Origin of the sequence: Burkholderia sp. AU44665, assembly GCF_030504405.1 — a bacterium.
Lineage (GTDB): Bacteria > Pseudomonadota > Gammaproteobacteria > Burkholderiales > Burkholderiaceae > Burkholderia > Burkholderia semiarida.
On sequence record NZ_JAUJRI010000009.1, the window covers coordinates 181,453 to 194,783 of the forward strand.

At 68.8% G+C, this 13,331-nt stretch carries 13 protein-coding genes and 1 pseudogene; 7 read left to right on the forward strand and 7 right to left on the reverse strand.

Annotation, left to right across the window (positions count from 1 at the left end; translation table 11 throughout):
- Positions 1 to 9: 9 nt before the first annotated feature.
- A pseudogene (locus QZM15_RS34015) lies at positions 10 to 184 on the reverse strand (diaminohydroxyphosphoribosylaminopyrimidine deaminase); the annotation flags it as partial.
- 409 nt (positions 185 to 593) lie between these two features.
- On the opposite strand from QZM15_RS34015, the gene QZM15_RS20270 reads away from it, so the two are divergent.
- Positions 594 to 845, forward strand: coding sequence for a hypothetical protein (locus QZM15_RS20270; protein WP_059579205.1), 252 nt, complete (start codon positions 594 to 596; stop codon positions 843 to 845).
- 259 nt (positions 846 to 1,104) lie between these two features.
- The gene (locus QZM15_RS20275) at positions 1,105 to 2,196 is read left to right on the forward strand and encodes a helix-turn-helix transcriptional regulator (RefSeq protein WP_059579201.1); all 1,092 of its coding nucleotides are present in this window, start codon (positions 1,105 to 1,107) and stop codon (positions 2,194 to 2,196) included.
- Between the two features lie 35 nt (positions 2,197 to 2,231).
- On the opposite strand, the gene QZM15_RS20280 is transcribed toward QZM15_RS20275, so the two are convergent.
- Complete coding sequence (locus tag QZM15_RS20280) at positions 2,232 to 2,426, reverse strand: hypothetical protein (RefSeq protein ID WP_081103868.1); 195 nt, start codon at positions 2,424 to 2,426, stop codon at positions 2,232 to 2,234.
- Between the two features lie 546 nt (positions 2,427 to 2,972).
- On the opposite strand from QZM15_RS20280, the gene QZM15_RS20285 reads away from it, so the two are divergent.
- The 5 genes from QZM15_RS20285 to QZM15_RS20305 all read left to right on the forward strand — a co-directional run bounded on the left by QZM15_RS20285 (position 2,973) and on the right by QZM15_RS20305 (position 8,800).
- Positions 2,973 to 3,959 (forward strand): TRAP transporter substrate-binding protein, encoded by a 987-nt coding sequence (locus QZM15_RS20285; RefSeq protein WP_059639013.1) that lies wholly within the window; start codon positions 2,973 to 2,975, stop codon positions 3,957 to 3,959.
- Positions 3,956 to 4,528, forward strand: coding sequence for a TRAP transporter small permease (locus QZM15_RS20290; protein ID WP_302107131.1), 573 nt, complete (start codon positions 3,956 to 3,958; stop codon positions 4,526 to 4,528). Before QZM15_RS20285 ends, QZM15_RS20290 begins: the two co-directional genes overlap by 4 nt.
- Positions 4,529 to 4,532: 4 nt before the next feature.
- A complete protein-coding gene (locus QZM15_RS20295) occupies positions 4,533 to 5,885 on the forward strand; it encodes a TRAP transporter large permease (RefSeq protein WP_059579193.1) in 1,353 nt (450 codons plus the stop codon).
- A gap of 94 nt (positions 5,886 to 5,979) precedes the next feature.
- Positions 5,980 to 7,071 carry a beta-propeller fold lactonase family protein gene (locus tag QZM15_RS20300; protein WP_302107132.1) on the forward strand — a complete coding sequence of 364 codons (1,092 nt, stop codon included), beginning with the start codon at positions 5,980 to 5,982 and terminating at the stop codon, positions 7,069 to 7,071.
- Positions 7,072 to 7,240: 169 nt separating this feature from the next.
- On the forward strand, positions 7,241 to 8,800 hold the full coding sequence (locus QZM15_RS20305; protein WP_302107133.1) for a methyl-accepting chemotaxis protein: 1,560 nt from the start codon (positions 7,241 to 7,243) through the stop codon (positions 8,798 to 8,800).
- A gap of 154 nt (positions 8,801 to 8,954) precedes the next feature.
- Here the strand turns inward: QZM15_RS20305 and QZM15_RS20310 are convergent, their stop codons facing one another.
- The 5 genes from QZM15_RS20310 to QZM15_RS20330 are packed head-to-tail and all read right to left on the reverse strand — an operon-like array spanning position 8,955 to position 13,325.
- Positions 8,955 to 9,206, reverse strand: a complete 252-nt coding sequence (locus QZM15_RS20310) for a hypothetical protein (RefSeq protein ID WP_059579186.1) — start codon at positions 9,204 to 9,206, stop codon at positions 8,955 to 8,957.
- Between the two features lie 32 nt (positions 9,207 to 9,238).
- Positions 9,239 to 10,657: an FAD-binding oxidoreductase gene (locus QZM15_RS20315; protein ID WP_302107134.1), complete on the reverse strand. Its 1,419-nt coding sequence runs from the start codon at positions 10,655 to 10,657 to the stop codon at positions 9,239 to 9,241.
- A 2-nt stretch (positions 10,658 to 10,659) separates the two neighbouring features.
- Positions 10,660 to 11,202, reverse strand: a complete 543-nt coding sequence (locus tag QZM15_RS20320) for a permease (protein ID WP_302107135.1) — start codon at positions 11,200 to 11,202, stop codon at positions 10,660 to 10,662.
- A 37-nt stretch (positions 11,203 to 11,239) separates the two neighbouring features.
- A complete protein-coding gene (locus QZM15_RS20325; RefSeq protein WP_302107136.1) occupies positions 11,240 to 12,319 on the reverse strand; it encodes an ABC transporter permease in 1,080 nt (359 codons plus the stop codon).
- On the reverse strand, positions 12,312 to 13,325 hold the full coding sequence (locus QZM15_RS20330; RefSeq protein WP_059579610.1) for an ATP-binding cassette domain-containing protein: 1,014 nt from the start codon (positions 13,323 to 13,325) through the stop codon (positions 12,312 to 12,314). The genes QZM15_RS20325 and QZM15_RS20330 overlap by 8 nt, the downstream gene beginning before the upstream one ends.
- Between the last annotated feature and the right edge of the window lie 6 nt (positions 13,326 to 13,331).

Genomic DNA, 13,331 nt, shown 5'->3' on the forward strand with positions numbered 1-13,331 from the left:
CCGCTTTGCGGCGATCTTCCATCCTTCGCGCCCGGCAACCGTCTTCGAATACGAACCGGGTTGACGGGGCAGCGACGAACCGGTGTTCCCAGGTTGCTTCGGTGAACACACCATCGGACGTCGCCGCGAGATAGGCGTTGTCGCCGGAGATCGCGGCGCAACTGCTGGTCGGCACTTGCCGGCGCTCCATTCGTCAGATGTGAAACCCGCGCGATTCGCCGCAACGCGCGCCATCGTGTTGCCGGGAAACGATCCGTCGCGCCGTGACGCACGCGCCGTCTTCCGCCGTTTTTCCACCCCGTCATTTCCGGAAGCCGTTCCCGGCCCATATCGGCCGGCATCCCCACTTTTGGGGATGCCGGCGCCGAGCGGTACGCCTACGATGGTCAACAAGGCACCGGAGACCGGATATCACCAGAACAATCGAGCAGGCCTGCCGTTTCGCGTCGATCGCCGTGAGCGTCCGCACGGTCGATCGACACGGTTGCCGCGTACGCCGATGCGCAACGTGTTTCGTGCGTGGTTGGCGCCGCGGGCGATCTCGCGTGGATGGCGGAAGGCCTGATGTCGCATTTCGGGGAATTTCAATCACTATGCTCGCACGAGACTATGTGGAACGAGAGCTCTCTCACATCCAGAGAATGGTGGCGCTGCTGGACAGCGAGCCGAACGTCGGCGACGTGTCGATGTCGGGCCCGGGTCGCGTCAGGCATCCGCGCTACTGGCGCGGGCGTATCGAGGAACTGCTGTCGACGCCCAACGTGCCGCGTCACGTCAGAAAGCTGAGCGAAGCCGTGCTCGCGAAGATCGACGCGATGGAAGCACGCTTCGCGGCGATGAAGTAAGTACATGGTCGGGCCGGGCGGCGAAACGTGTTCCATCGCGTGGGCTGCGTCGTTTCACCCGGGCGCCGCCCGCCATCCCGCGCCGCCTGCGTCAACACGGATTTTTGCGCCCTGTCGAAAAATAACGATTTCGTTTGACAAGAAGCAGTAACCAGCGTGGTATTTCGACCAGACCCGCATCGCCGATTTGAACAATCAGACCGATTGAGTAAGATTCGCGAACGGCGTTCGACATAAACGCACGGCGCGGGGTGGTCAGATGCAGACGAACGGGTTGATTCCATCGGCATGGATCGATGACGTCTACGCCGCGGCGTTGGGCGATCAACGATGGGAAGCAGTACTGGACGGGCTGCGTTTGTCGGTCGGCGTACGCATGGCGACGCTGCTGTCGTTCGACGATGCGGCGCGGGTGCCCGCGATCGAGCGGGCGGCCGGCGACGATTCGTCATGGGTGGCCGCGTGCCATCGCAGCTACAACACCGAGTTCTACCTGTACGACCCGGTCGTGCCGGTTGCCGCCGACTGGCCGGCAGGGCGCTGGTTCGAGGACGTCAAGCACCTGTCGGTGCGGCAGCGCACACATGGCGTGTTCTATCGGGAATTCCTGCAACCGTTCGGGCTCGGCAGCATCTCGGGCCTGTACATCCACCGCGGCGAGGGTGCCGGCGCGTTCCTCAGCGTACAGAGCGGGCCCGACGCGCAGGGGCTGTCCGACGACCAGCGCCGCACCATCGAAATCATGGGCGCGCACATCAGCCGCGCGCTGCGGATCCACGCACGCATCGGCGAGCTCGAGGCGCGCGTGGCCGCCGCGGAATCGGCGCTCGACGCGGTGCCGGTGCCGGTGTTCCTGCTCGGCGCGCGACGCGAGTTGCGTTATACGAACCGCGCGGCCGATCAGCTGATCGCCGCGGAACCGGCGCTGCGGATCGTGAACGGGCGCTTCGCGCCGGAAGGCTGCGTCGACGATGCGCAATGGCGACATGCGTTTGCGCGCGGCGGGCTGTTGCTGCGGCGCGCGACGGGCGAGCCGCTGCCGCTCGCGCTGATTCCCGTTCCCGAACAGTCGCGCCTCGCGCGTGAGCGGCCCGGCGTCGCGGCGCTGATGACGGCCGCCGACCTGCGCTCGCCGGCCGCGCGCGCGCAGCGCTTGCGGGTGTTCTACGGGCTGTCGTCGGCCGAGGCCGATCTCGCCGTGCTGCTGTGCTGCGACGGGCGCTCGCCGCAGGAATGCGCGGCGCTGCGCGGCGTGTCGATCGGCACGGTCCGCGCGCAGATCAAGTCGATCTACACGAAAACCGACGTGGCCCGCGCCGCGCAGCTGACGTCGCTGGTCATGCAGACCTGAGCGACCGATGCGCGCCGGCGCGGCCGCGTCGGGCTCTATCCGCCGCCGATTCCCTGCAGTATCTTGCCGGTCCCGCCGCAGACGGTGCACGGCTGGCCTTCCACCCGGCCGGTGCCGCGGCACACGCGGCACGTGTCCTCGCCGACGCCCGGCGCGTCCGCCGGGCCTTCGTCGCCGGCGTTCGGCGGGGTAGCCGGGTCGGGTGTCGCTGATGGCTTCGTGGTCGACATCACAGGCTCCTTTCGCGTGGCACGCTGTCCGGGCGAGCATCGCGCGTACCTGCCGGCCGGGTGGCGCGCGACGGCGACGGCTCGCTCGCGTGTCATAGCGCCGCTCCCGCGTGGACCGCGTACGGATTCGGCCGATCCATTCCAGGGAGCCCGACGAGCGCCTCGCTGCCGTAGGCGCGCCGGCCGGATCGATCGAATGCGTCGCGTGATCAGTCATCCTATAACGTGGAGATGCGAAGCGAAAGAAGGCCGTCGGACGCGGGGAGGCTGCGGCGCCAGCGTCCGACCGCCTGCTGATTCGCCCCCGGAAAACGTTTCTCGAAACAATTGAGATACTGGAAATACAGTTCCCCGATTTCTGCAAAAGACCCGTGATGGTAAAGGTTATAGGGGTATGCACCGAGTGAGTTAAACGATTAACCGACGTACATTCGCTCAACACATCATACGACGTATGACTCCGCGGTCCGACGAAGCGTCCCGGCGACGCAGGCGCGTGCCGACGGATCGCCGCACAACAACGATCGACCATCAAGGAGACTCACCATGAAGCACCGATTCACCGGCTCCCGTACCGCCCTGGCCGTTGCGCTGATGGCCGGCTTCGCGATGTCCGCGCACGCGCGCGTGTTCCGCTCGGCGGACGTGCACGGCGACAACTTCCCGACCAACATGGCCGTGAAGTTCATGGGCGAGGCATTGTCGAAGCAGACGGGCGGCAAGGATTCGATCAAGGTGTTCGGCAACAGCGCGCTCGGTTCGGAGAAGGACACGGTCGACCAGGTGCGGATCGGCGCGATCGACATGGCGCGCGTGAACGGCGCGTCGTTCAACGAGATCGTGCCGGAATCGCTGATCCCGTCGTTTCCGTTCCTGTTCCGCGACGTCGACCATTTCCGCAAGGCGATGTACGGCCCGGCCGGCCAGAAGATCCTCGACGCGTTCACCGCGAAGGGGATGATCGCGCTGACGTTTTACGAGAGCGGCGCGCGCTCGATCTACGCGAAGCGCCCGGTGCGCACGCCGGCCGACATGAAGGGGCTGAAGGTGCGCGTGCAACCGTCCGACCTGATGGTCGACGAGATCAAGGCGATGGGCGGCACGCCGACGCCGATGCCGTTCGCCGAGGTGTACACGGGGCTGAAGACGGGCCTCGTCGACGCGGCGGAAAACAACCTGCCGTCGTACGAGGAAACCAAGCACTACGAAGTGGCGCCCGATTACTCGGAGACGCAGCACGCGATGACGCCCGAAGTGCTGGTGTTCTCGAAGAAGGTCTGGGACACGCTGTCGCCGCAGGAGCAGGCGGCGATCAGGAAGGCGGCGGCCGATTCGGTACCGTACTACCAGAAGCTGTGGACCGCGCGCGAGGCGTCCGCGCAGCAACTGGTGACGAAAGGCGGCGCGAAGATCGTGCCGGCCGCGCAGGTCGACCGCGCGGCGTTCGTGAAGGCGATGCAGCCGCTGTGGACCAAGTATGAGAAGACGCCGCAGATGAAGCAGATCGTCGACGAGATCGAGGCCACCAAGTGACGCGTCGCACTTCCCTGAACGGCGCGGCGGCCGCGGGCGCGCCGGCTGCCGCCCCGGACGGCGCGGGGCCCGCGCGGCCGCACGCCGCGCCGCTGTTGCGCTGCGTGAACGACGTGCTGTTCCGCGTGCTGGCGGGAATCGCGTCGGCGTGCCTCGCGGTGCTCACGGTGCTGGTGTTCTACGCGGTCGTGATGCGCTACGTGTTCGACAACGCGCCGGATTTCGTCGAACCGATCGCGCTGTTGCTCGTGATCGTGATCGCGATGTTCGGCGCGGCGATGAAGGTGCGCGACGGCGGGCATATCGGCCTCGATTCGCTGGTGCGCCGGCTGTCGCCGAAGGCGCGCACGGTCGTCATCGCGATTCAGCACCTGAGCCTGATCGCGTTCGCGATCATGATCGTGATCGGCTGCGGCAGCATGGCCGCCGAGACGATGGGCGACCGCATCCCGATCATCGGGTTGCCCGAAGGCGTGCGCTACCTGATCACGATGCCCGCGGCGGTTGCGATCATCCTCTTCTCGCTCGAGCACCTGCTCGCGCTTCGTCGTTCTTCGTCGGGACAATAACGCCATGGAACTCGCGATCCTGTCCGTCAGTTTTCTGATTTTTCTCGTCCTCGGCGTGCCCGTGTCGTTCGCGCTCGGCATTGCGTGCGTACTGACCTACATGGTCGAAGGCCTGCCGATCGCGACCGCGATGCAGGCGATGATCTCGGGGATGAACGCGTTCTCGTTCCTCGCGGTGCCGTTCTTCATCTTCTCCGGCGAACTGATGCTGCACGGCGGCATCGCGGACCGGATCCTGCGCTTCGCGCAGGCGACCGTCGGCCACTTCCGCGGCGGCCTCGGGATGGCGAACGTCGTCGCGTGCACGCTGTTCGGCGGCGTGTCGGGCTCGCCGACCGCCGATACGTCGGCGATGGGCGGCGTGGTGATTCCGCTGATGAAGCGCGAAGGCTACAGCGCGGCGTACGCGGTCAACGTGACGACGCATGCGTCGCTCGCCGGCGCGCTGATGCCGACGTCGACCAACATGATCATCTACGCGTTCGCCGCGCAGGGCATCACCGGGATGCTGCACGGCCAGCCGGTGAGCGGCGTGTCGATCGGCGACCTGCTGTTCTCGGGACTGTTGCCGGTGTTGTGGGTGATGGGCTTCGTGCTCGCCGCCGCATACTGGCAGGCCGTGCGTCACGGCTATCCGCGCCGCGAGGACGGCTCGTCCGCGCTGCCGCGGTTTCCCGGCTGGTATGCGGTGCTGCGCAGCTTCGTCGGCGCGGTGCCCGGGCTGATGGTGATCGCGATCATCCTCGTGTGCGTCGCGAAGGGCATCGCCACCGCGACCGAAGCGGCCGCGATCGCCGTCGTGTATTCGCTCGTGCTGACCGCGGTGGTCTACCGCACGCTGACGGCCGAGAAACTGCGCCGCGCGCTGTCGCATGCGGCGCGCACGACGGGCGTCGTGCTGCTGCTGATCGCGGTGTCCAACATGCTGCGCTTCCAGATGTCGTACCTGGAGATTCCGGATGCGATCGAAGGGCTGCTGAAGCAGTCGACCGCCGCGCCCTGGCTGATGCTGCTGTACATCAACATCATCCAGGTGTTCCTCGGCACGTTCGTCGACATGGCCGCGCACATCCTGATCACGACGCCGCTGTTCCTGCCGATCGCGATGGCGTGCGGGGTCGGGCCGGTGCAGTTCGGCATCATGTTGCTGCTGAACTGCTCGCTCGGCCTCGTGCACCCGCCGATCGGCTCGGTGCAGTTCGTCGGCTGCGCGATCGGCAACGTGTCAATCGGCGAGACGACGAAGATGGCGTGGCCGTACTACCTCGCGATCTTCAGCGCGATCAATATCGTCACGTACATGCCGTTCTTCTCGACGTGGCTGCCGAGCGTGATCAGCGGGCACGCCGTGTTCTGATCGCACGCTTCGCCCGTCGCGGCGCCGGACGACCGAGGTGGTCCGGCGCCGCGGTCGCATCCGCGGTTCACTTTCTTCACTTCACGTCACTTCCATGAAAACGACTCTCCTGCGGCGCGCCGTGGCGGCGGCCGCGTTGACGATGGTGGCTTCGTTGGCACACGCGGCGACGTATGCGTACGTGTCGAACAGCGACAGCCGCGACATCTCGGTGTTCGGCGTCGATACGGCGACCGGTGCGCTGACCGCGATCGAAACCGTGCCGGTCGGCGGCGCCGTGATGCCGATGGCGCTGTCGCCCGATCATCGGCGCCTGTACGCGGCATTGCGTTCGACGCCGTATCGCGTCGTCAGCTTCGCGATCAATCCGCTCGACGGGCGGCTGAGCGAGCTGGGCCGCGCGCCGCTCGCGGACAGCATGGCGTACGTGTCGACCGATGCGTCGGGCCGTTACCTATTCTCGGCGTCGTATGGCGGCAACCTGCTCGCGGTGAACCGGATCGGCGCGGACGGCGTGGCCGGCGACGTGCAGCAGACGGTGAAGACCGGCCCGATGGCGCATGCGATCCGCCCGTCGCCGGACGGCCGCTATGCGTTCGCGTCGGTGCTCGGCGCCGACGCGTGGCTGCGCTTGCCGTTCGATGCGTCGACCGGCACGCTGACCGACACGGGCGAGCCTGCGTATCGGCTGCCGGAGAAATCCGGTCCACGCCATTTCGTGTTCTCGTCGAACGGGCGGTTCGCCTACCTGATCGACGAACTCGACGGCAAGCTGCACGTGCTCGCGCTGTCGCACGGCGGCGCCGATGCGCGGGCGATCCAGACCGTGTCGATCCTGCCGCCCGATTTTCACGGCGACAAGCCGTGGGGCGCCGACCTGCATCTGACGCCGGACGGGCGCTTCCTGTACGCATCGGAGCGCACGTCGAGCACGCTCCCCGCGTATCGCGTCGATGCGAAGTCGGGCACGCTCGCGCGGATCGGCACGTTCGCGACCGAACCGCAGCCGCGCGGCTTTGCGATCGATCCGTCGGGCAGGTATCTGCTCGCGGCCGGGCAACTGTCGCCGACGTTGGCCGTGTACCGAATCGATCGCGTTACCGGGCATCTCGACGCAATCGGCAAGTATCCGGTCGGCAAGGGCGCAAACTGGGTCGAGATCGTCACGTACGACGGGACGAACTGATTCGGTGTGCGGCGCAACGGGCGGCATCGATCGCGTGCCGCCCGTTTCGCGAACGGAATGCAACCGCACTCGCGCACTCGCCCGCGCCGCGAACTACCGGTCGATCGACTCAAGTTGGAGCAGCCGCCGTCGTTAACCGATAAGGGATAACTTCGGGAGTCGATTCGCCATGCGTGATCTGAAAGTGAAAAGCAGTCTGCTTGCCGTGCTCGCCGCGTTCGCCGCGATGATCGTCGTCGGCGGCATCGTCGGGATTGTCGCGCTCGGCAGCGCGTACACGAACGCGAAGCGCCTGCACGAAATCGCGACGCAGACGTCGCTCGTCAACGACGCTTACAAGGACAGCACGCGTACCCGCTCGGCGCTCGTCCGTGCGTATTCGGCGCTGAAGGAGCACGACGATCCGGCGCAGCGCGACTCGGCGCTGCAAAGCGCGCAACGCACGTTCGATCTTTCCGCGAAGGAAACGCAGGCGTTCAAGGATGCCGCACCGGTCGGCAACCTCGGCGCGGACCTGAAGCAGGCGCTCGTCGAGTCGTCGACGCATCTCGCGAGCGTGCTCGCGCGTGCGGCCGACGCGCTACGCAACGGCGACACCGCCGCGTATGCGGCGATCAACGACAAGGAGATCACGCTCGCCGGTCAGGTGTATTCGGCGAACGTCGAGAAATTCCAGCGCATCGCCAACCAGCTCGCGCAAGACTCGATCGACGCCGACAACGCTGCCTATACGCGTATCATCGCGATGGTCGGGATTGGCGTCGCGCTGGCGCTCGCGCTGATCGTCGCGACGCACTTCGCGCTGCGCGCGATCGTGTCGCGGCCGCTCGCGAACGCGGCCGCGCTGCTCGACCGCATCGCGTCGAACGACCTGACCGTGACGGTGCCCGATGCCGGCCGAAACGAAATCGGCCAGCTGTTCGCGGCGATGAAGCGGATGCAGGCGGGGCTCGCGGCGACCGTCACCGGCATGCGCGACAGCAGCGATGCGATCCATACGGCCGCACGCGAGATCGCGGCCGGCAACCTCGACCTGTCGAGCCGTACCGAGCAGCAGTCGGCGTCGCTCGAGGAAACGGCCGCGAGCATGGAGCAGTTGACGTCGACGGTGCGCCAGAACGCGGACAATGCGCAGCAGGCGAGCACGCTCGCGGCAAGCGCGGCGGACCTCGCGCAGCACGGCGGCGAACTGGTCGGCCGCGCGGTCGACATGATGGGCGTGATCAACGCGAGCTCGCAGAAGATCGCGGAGATCACCGGGATGATCGACGGGATCGCCTTCCAGACCAATATCCTCGCGCTCAACGCGGCGGTCGAGTCGGCTCGCGCGGGCGAACACGGGCGCGGCTTCGCGGTCGTCGCGGGCGAGGTGCGCACGCTGGCGCAACGCAGCGCGAGCGCCGCGCGGGAGATCCGGCAGTTGATCGGCGCGTCGATCGACGACGTGCGCGACGGCAACGCGCTCGTGACGCAGGCAGGGCGCGCGATGGACGAGATCGTGTCGTCGGTGCGACGCGTGGCGACGATCATGACCGAGATCACGACGGCCACCGTCGAGCAGAGCGCGGGCATCGACCAGGTCGGCCAGGCCGTCACGCAGATGGATCAGATGACGCAGCAGAACGCGGCGCTGGTCGAACAGGCCAGTGCCGCCGCGACGGCGCTTGAGCAGCAGGCCGGGTCGATGCAGGTCGCGATGTCGGTCTTCCGGGTGGCGCGGGCGGGGTGAGCCGCCTGCCGACGCGGCCGTGTTCGGCGCGCTGCGTGAAGCGGTGTGGGTCATCGGCATCGGCGCCGGTGGCAGCAGTTCCGCTTGTATCGACATCGACGACGACCGTGTGCGGCCGCTCGTCACGACCGCACGGAGCGACGCGAACGCTCACCTAACCCGGTGGTGCATCGCGCTCGGCATCGCCGTCCGATGCGTCATCGCCCGACCGATCGTTGCGCCAGTGCGCAAGCTCGCGCCACAGCGCCGGCCGCGCATGGTCACGCGGCGGCAATTCAATGACATACGCGACGCCACGTACGTTGACCACCGCACCCGAGTCGGGCAGCGCGGGAATGCCCGCGGACGACGGATCGTCGTCCGGCTCGGCGGCGACGGTTGGGCAGGGCGGGCATGGCGACATCATGCGAATTCTCCGTGGGGTGTCGAAGCGGTGCATCAGTAACGGACGCGCCCGACCAGGCCGAGCGGGTCGATCGCGCGCTGGACGGCGCCGGCGAGTTGCCGTTGCGCGGCCGGCACGTGCTTGCGGTAGTACGCGATATTGACCGGCCCGACGCCATGCTCGGCGCTGAAGCAGCCGCCTGCCTGCACGACGCGGTCGTACAGCGCGCCGCGCAGCGCCACCTGCTGCAGCGGCCCGTAGCGATGCGCGTCGGCATGCGGGATCGACACGACGAGATGGCAACCGCCGTCGCCGAAATGTCCGAACGCATGACAGCGCAGCGCCGGATGCGCGGCGGCGAGCCACCGCTCGGCGTCGGCGACGAATCCGGCCAGCGCGCCGCGCGGAAACGACACGTCGAACGACAGCGGCACGCCGTCCTGCGCGACCGCGGCCGGCAGCGCGTCGCGAATCCGCCAGAACCGTTCCGCCGGCGCGCACGCCGCGTCCAGCACCGCGCGATCGCTTGCGAGCGCGTCGAGCGTCGCGACGGCGCGCTCCTCCAGCAGCGCATCGAGGCCCGGCATGCCGGTCGCGATCTCGACGAGCGCGTAGCAGGCAGCCGTGCCGGCCTCGAACGGCGCGCGCAATGCGGGAAACGCGGCGGCGACGCAACCGACCGCCGCCGCCGACATGAATTCGAACGCCGACAGCATCTCGCCGAATGCGCGTTCGAACGCGAGCAGGCCGGCGAGCGCCGCGTCGTACGACGCGAACGCGACGAACACCGCGCACGACGACCGTTCGAGCGGCGCGAGCGCGAACGATACGGCGGTGACGAGCCCGTTCGCGCCATTCGCGCCGATGAAGCATTGCGCGACGTCGAAGCCCGCGTTGCGCTTGCGCAGCGGCGCGAGCGTGTCGATCACGGTGCCGGCTTCATCCGCCAGCACGACTTCGACGCCGAGCACGTGACGGCGCACGTCGCCGTACTTGATCAGGCGGCTGCCGCCCGTGTTCGCGCCGACGAGGCCGCCGGCCGCCGGATCGCTGCCGAGATCGATCGGCACGCAGAGCCCGGCGTCGCCCGCGACGCGATTGATGTCGGACAGCCGCACGCCGGCCTCGACCGTGATGCTGCGATTGGCCGGATCGAACGCGCGAACGGCGCGCATCCGCTCGAACGACACCACGCATTGCGTGCCGCTGCGATCGGGCACGGCCGCGCCGACGAGGCCCGTGCGCGCACCTTGGGCGACGAGCGCGATCCGGTGCGCGACGGCGGCGCGAACGAGCGCGCGCACGTCGGCGGTCGATGCCGGCCGCGCGACACCGAGCGGCACACCGCCGTGATGCAGGACGTCGGTCGCATACGGCTCGCATGCGGCGCCTTCGAGCCAGCCGTCGCCGAGCGCCGCGGCGAGCGCGTGCCGCGGCGCGGCGTGTGCCGCGTGTGCGGGCAGCGCGTTCATCGTCAGCTTGCCCGCGCGAGCTGCTTGCGCAGCCGGCCGCGTACGACGACCAGCGCGATCAGCGGCACGACGCCGCCCCACAGCGGGCTGTGGCGCATCGCGATCGACACCGCTAGCGCGACGACGGTGACGGCGAGCAGCACGAGCGACAGCGAACGCGCCCGCGCGCGATCGACGAGCGTGCCGTCGACGAAGCCGCCGTCCGACCACGCGGTATGCACGATGCCGACCACCAGCACGCAGACGAGCATCGCGGCCGGCCCGAGGTCCTCGCCCCACAGACGGCTACCTGTCGGCGAAACCAGCGCGAGCACCGCACCGATCACGAGGAACAGGTCGACGCCGAGCGCGATGCTGTTGCGCTCCGCGCGGCGCATCAGCCACGCGCCGTGCACGAGCGCGAGCACGCCGCCGATCAGGAACGCGTGGGTCCAGCGCAGGTCCGGCTGTTCGGGGCCGAGCCGGCCGTAGAACAGGAACACGATCGCCGGCAGGAAGTTGCTCGCGTGCAGCAGGTAGCCGGTTATGGGATGGGTCGATTTCATCTGTGTCTCTCCTTCGTCGAAACAGCGGGGCGACGCGTCACGCGTCGTGCCAGCGGAACAGCCGCGCGGCGGCGAACAGGAACAGCGCGGTGCACGCGGTCATGCCGAGCAGTTGCGGCGCGAGCTGCGCGTACGGCGCGCCGTCGACGAGCGCGCCGCGCAGCGCGACCGCGAACTGGTTGGTCGGCAGGAACGCGAGCCCGGCCTTCAGCCACGCGGGCGCGTCGTGCATCGGGATCGTCAGGTCGCTGAAGAACAGCAGCGGGTAGTAGGTGACGTTGCACGCGAGCTCGGCGGCCGCGAGCGAGCGCGTGCGGCTGGCGAGCAGCACGCCGATGCTCAGCACCATCGCCGCGCCGAGCAGCACGATCGGCAACGCGCGCAGCCCGTCCGGCGTCGCGATCGGCAGCGCGATGCCGAACGCGACGCGCGCGACCGTCAGCAGCACGAGCGCCGACAGCGCCATCATCGCCATCCGCGCGACGATCAGCGCGGCGAGGAACACGCCGCGCGACACCGGGAAGCACACGTACAGCTTGAACGTATTGCGCTCGCGCAGCGCGGCGATCGCGGTGGTCGTCGAGTTCAGGCCGATCGCCATGAACGCCATCACCAGGATGCCGGTCGCGAAGAACGCGCCGTAGTCGAACGGGCGGCGCGTGGGCGCCGCGTTCTCGAAGCGCGCCTGCGCGGCCGGCAGCCCGAGCCGCTGCGCGGCGCAGCGCGCGAGCGCGATCTCGACGACTCTCGATGCCGCCTTGACCGCGAGCGAGCCGTTGAAGTCGTAGCGGATCGTCGCCGGCGTGCGCTCGTCGGCGCCGAGCACGACGGTCACGCGCTCGGCCGGCGCGCCGCGGCCGCCGAAGGTCGCCCTCACCGTGTCGCTGTGCGACAGGCTGGCGACGATCTGCGCCTGGCACGCCTGGTTGTACGGCGTCGCGCCGCCGGGCAACTCGAACGCGATGTCGGCCGTGCCGAGCGAACCGGAGCCGCCGAACGCGAACAGCATCACGCTCAGCAGGAACACGGGGAACACGAGCGTCCAGAACAGCGACGAGCGGCTGCGCAGATAGCCGAGCAGCTCGTTGCGCACGAGGATCAGGAACACCTTAGTCATGGCTCGGGCCCTCGGTGCACAGGCGCAGCAGGTCGCCCGGCGTGCTCGGCGCGAGCGCGAGATGCTGGATGCCCCGTTCGCCGACGATCCGGTGCACGTTCGGATGCAGCGTCGCATCGCCGAACGCCTCGACCACGTGCGCGGCCGACACGCGCACGCCGGTCACGCCGGGTAGCGCCGCGAGCCGCTTGCGCAGCGCGCGCGCATCGGCCTCGTCGCGGCAATGCAGGACCGCGCGCGCATCGCCGACGAGCTCGGCGCGCAGCGTGTCCTGGTCGCCCTGGTAGCGCACGCCGCCGTCGCGCACCCACACGAGATCGTCGACCACGCTCAGTTCCTCCTCGGAATGGCAGATCATCGCGATGCTCGTGCCGCTTGCGCGGTGGCGCAGCAGGTCGATCACGACGCCCGCGTAGCGGCGGTCGAGGCCCGTGAACGGTTCGTCGAGCACGGCCAGCTCGGGCCGGTGCGCGAGCGCAACGTAGAGGTCCACGCGCTGGCGCTGCCCCTTCGACAGCGCGCGGCACGGCTTGTCGAGCAGTTCGGCGATGCCGAGCGCGTCGGCGATCGCCGCATCGGTGTGCGCGTACATCGCGCGGTGCAGCGCGACGATCTCCGACACGCGCAGGTGATCGGGATACTCGACCTTCTGCAATTGCGCGCCGATCCGCTGCAGCGAGCGCGAATCGCGCATGAAGCGTTCGGCCGGCACGTCGAGCACGCGCACGTCGCTGCCGCCGCGCCGGAAGCCGAGCAGCGTTTCGAGCAGCGTGGTCTTGCCGGAGCCGTTCGGCCCGACGATCGCGGTGATCGCGCCGAGCCGGAACCGCACGTGGCGCGCGGAGAAGCGGAAATCGCCGGCCGCGACGTCGATCGCGCGCGCGCCGAGCGCCGCGCCCGGCGCATGCGCGTCGGGCAGCGGCGGCGTGCCCGCGCGCCGCGGCCGGTCGAACGCGGCGGGCGGGCCGAACATCGCGCGCACGGACGCAAGAAACGAAACGCTCATCGTCGG

Excerpts from the sequence above, each read along its gene's own strand:
- QZM15_RS20270 (WP_059579205.1), top strand. The coding sequence starts at position 594 with ATGCTCGCACGAGACTATGTGGAACGAGAGCTCTCTCACATCCAGAGA.
- QZM15_RS20275 (WP_059579201.1), top strand. The coding sequence starts at position 1,105 with ATGCAGACGAACGGGTTGATTCCATCGGCATGGATCGATGACGTCTAC.
- QZM15_RS20280 (WP_081103868.1), bottom strand. The coding sequence starts at position 2,426 with ATGTCGACCACGAAGCCATCAGCGACACCCGACCCGGCTACCCCGCCG.
- QZM15_RS20285 (WP_059639013.1), top strand. The coding sequence starts at position 2,973 with ATGAAGCACCGATTCACCGGCTCCCGTACCGCCCTGGCCGTTGCGCTG.
- QZM15_RS20295 (WP_059579193.1), top strand. The coding sequence starts at position 4,533 with ATGGAACTCGCGATCCTGTCCGTCAGTTTTCTGATTTTTCTCGTCCTC.
- QZM15_RS20300 (WP_302107132.1), top strand. The coding sequence starts at position 5,980 with ATGAAAACGACTCTCCTGCGGCGCGCCGTGGCGGCGGCCGCGTTGACG.
- QZM15_RS20305 (WP_302107133.1), top strand. The coding sequence starts at position 7,241 with ATGCGTGATCTGAAAGTGAAAAGCAGTCTGCTTGCCGTGCTCGCCGCG.
- QZM15_RS20310 (WP_059579186.1), bottom strand. The coding sequence starts at position 9,206 with ATGATGTCGCCATGCCCGCCCTGCCCAACCGTCGCCGCCGAGCCGGAC.
- QZM15_RS20315 (WP_302107134.1), bottom strand. The coding sequence starts at position 10,657 with ATGAACGCGCTGCCCGCACACGCGGCACACGCCGCGCCGCGGCACGCG.
- QZM15_RS20320 (WP_302107135.1), bottom strand. The coding sequence starts at position 11,202 with ATGAAATCGACCCATCCCATAACCGGCTACCTGCTGCACGCGAGCAAC.
- QZM15_RS20325 (WP_302107136.1), bottom strand. The coding sequence starts at position 12,319 with ATGACTAAGGTGTTCCTGATCCTCGTGCGCAACGAGCTGCTCGGCTAT.
- QZM15_RS20330 (WP_059579610.1), bottom strand. The coding sequence starts at position 13,325 with ATGAGCGTTTCGTTTCTTGCGTCCGTGCGCGCGATGTTCGGCCCGCCC.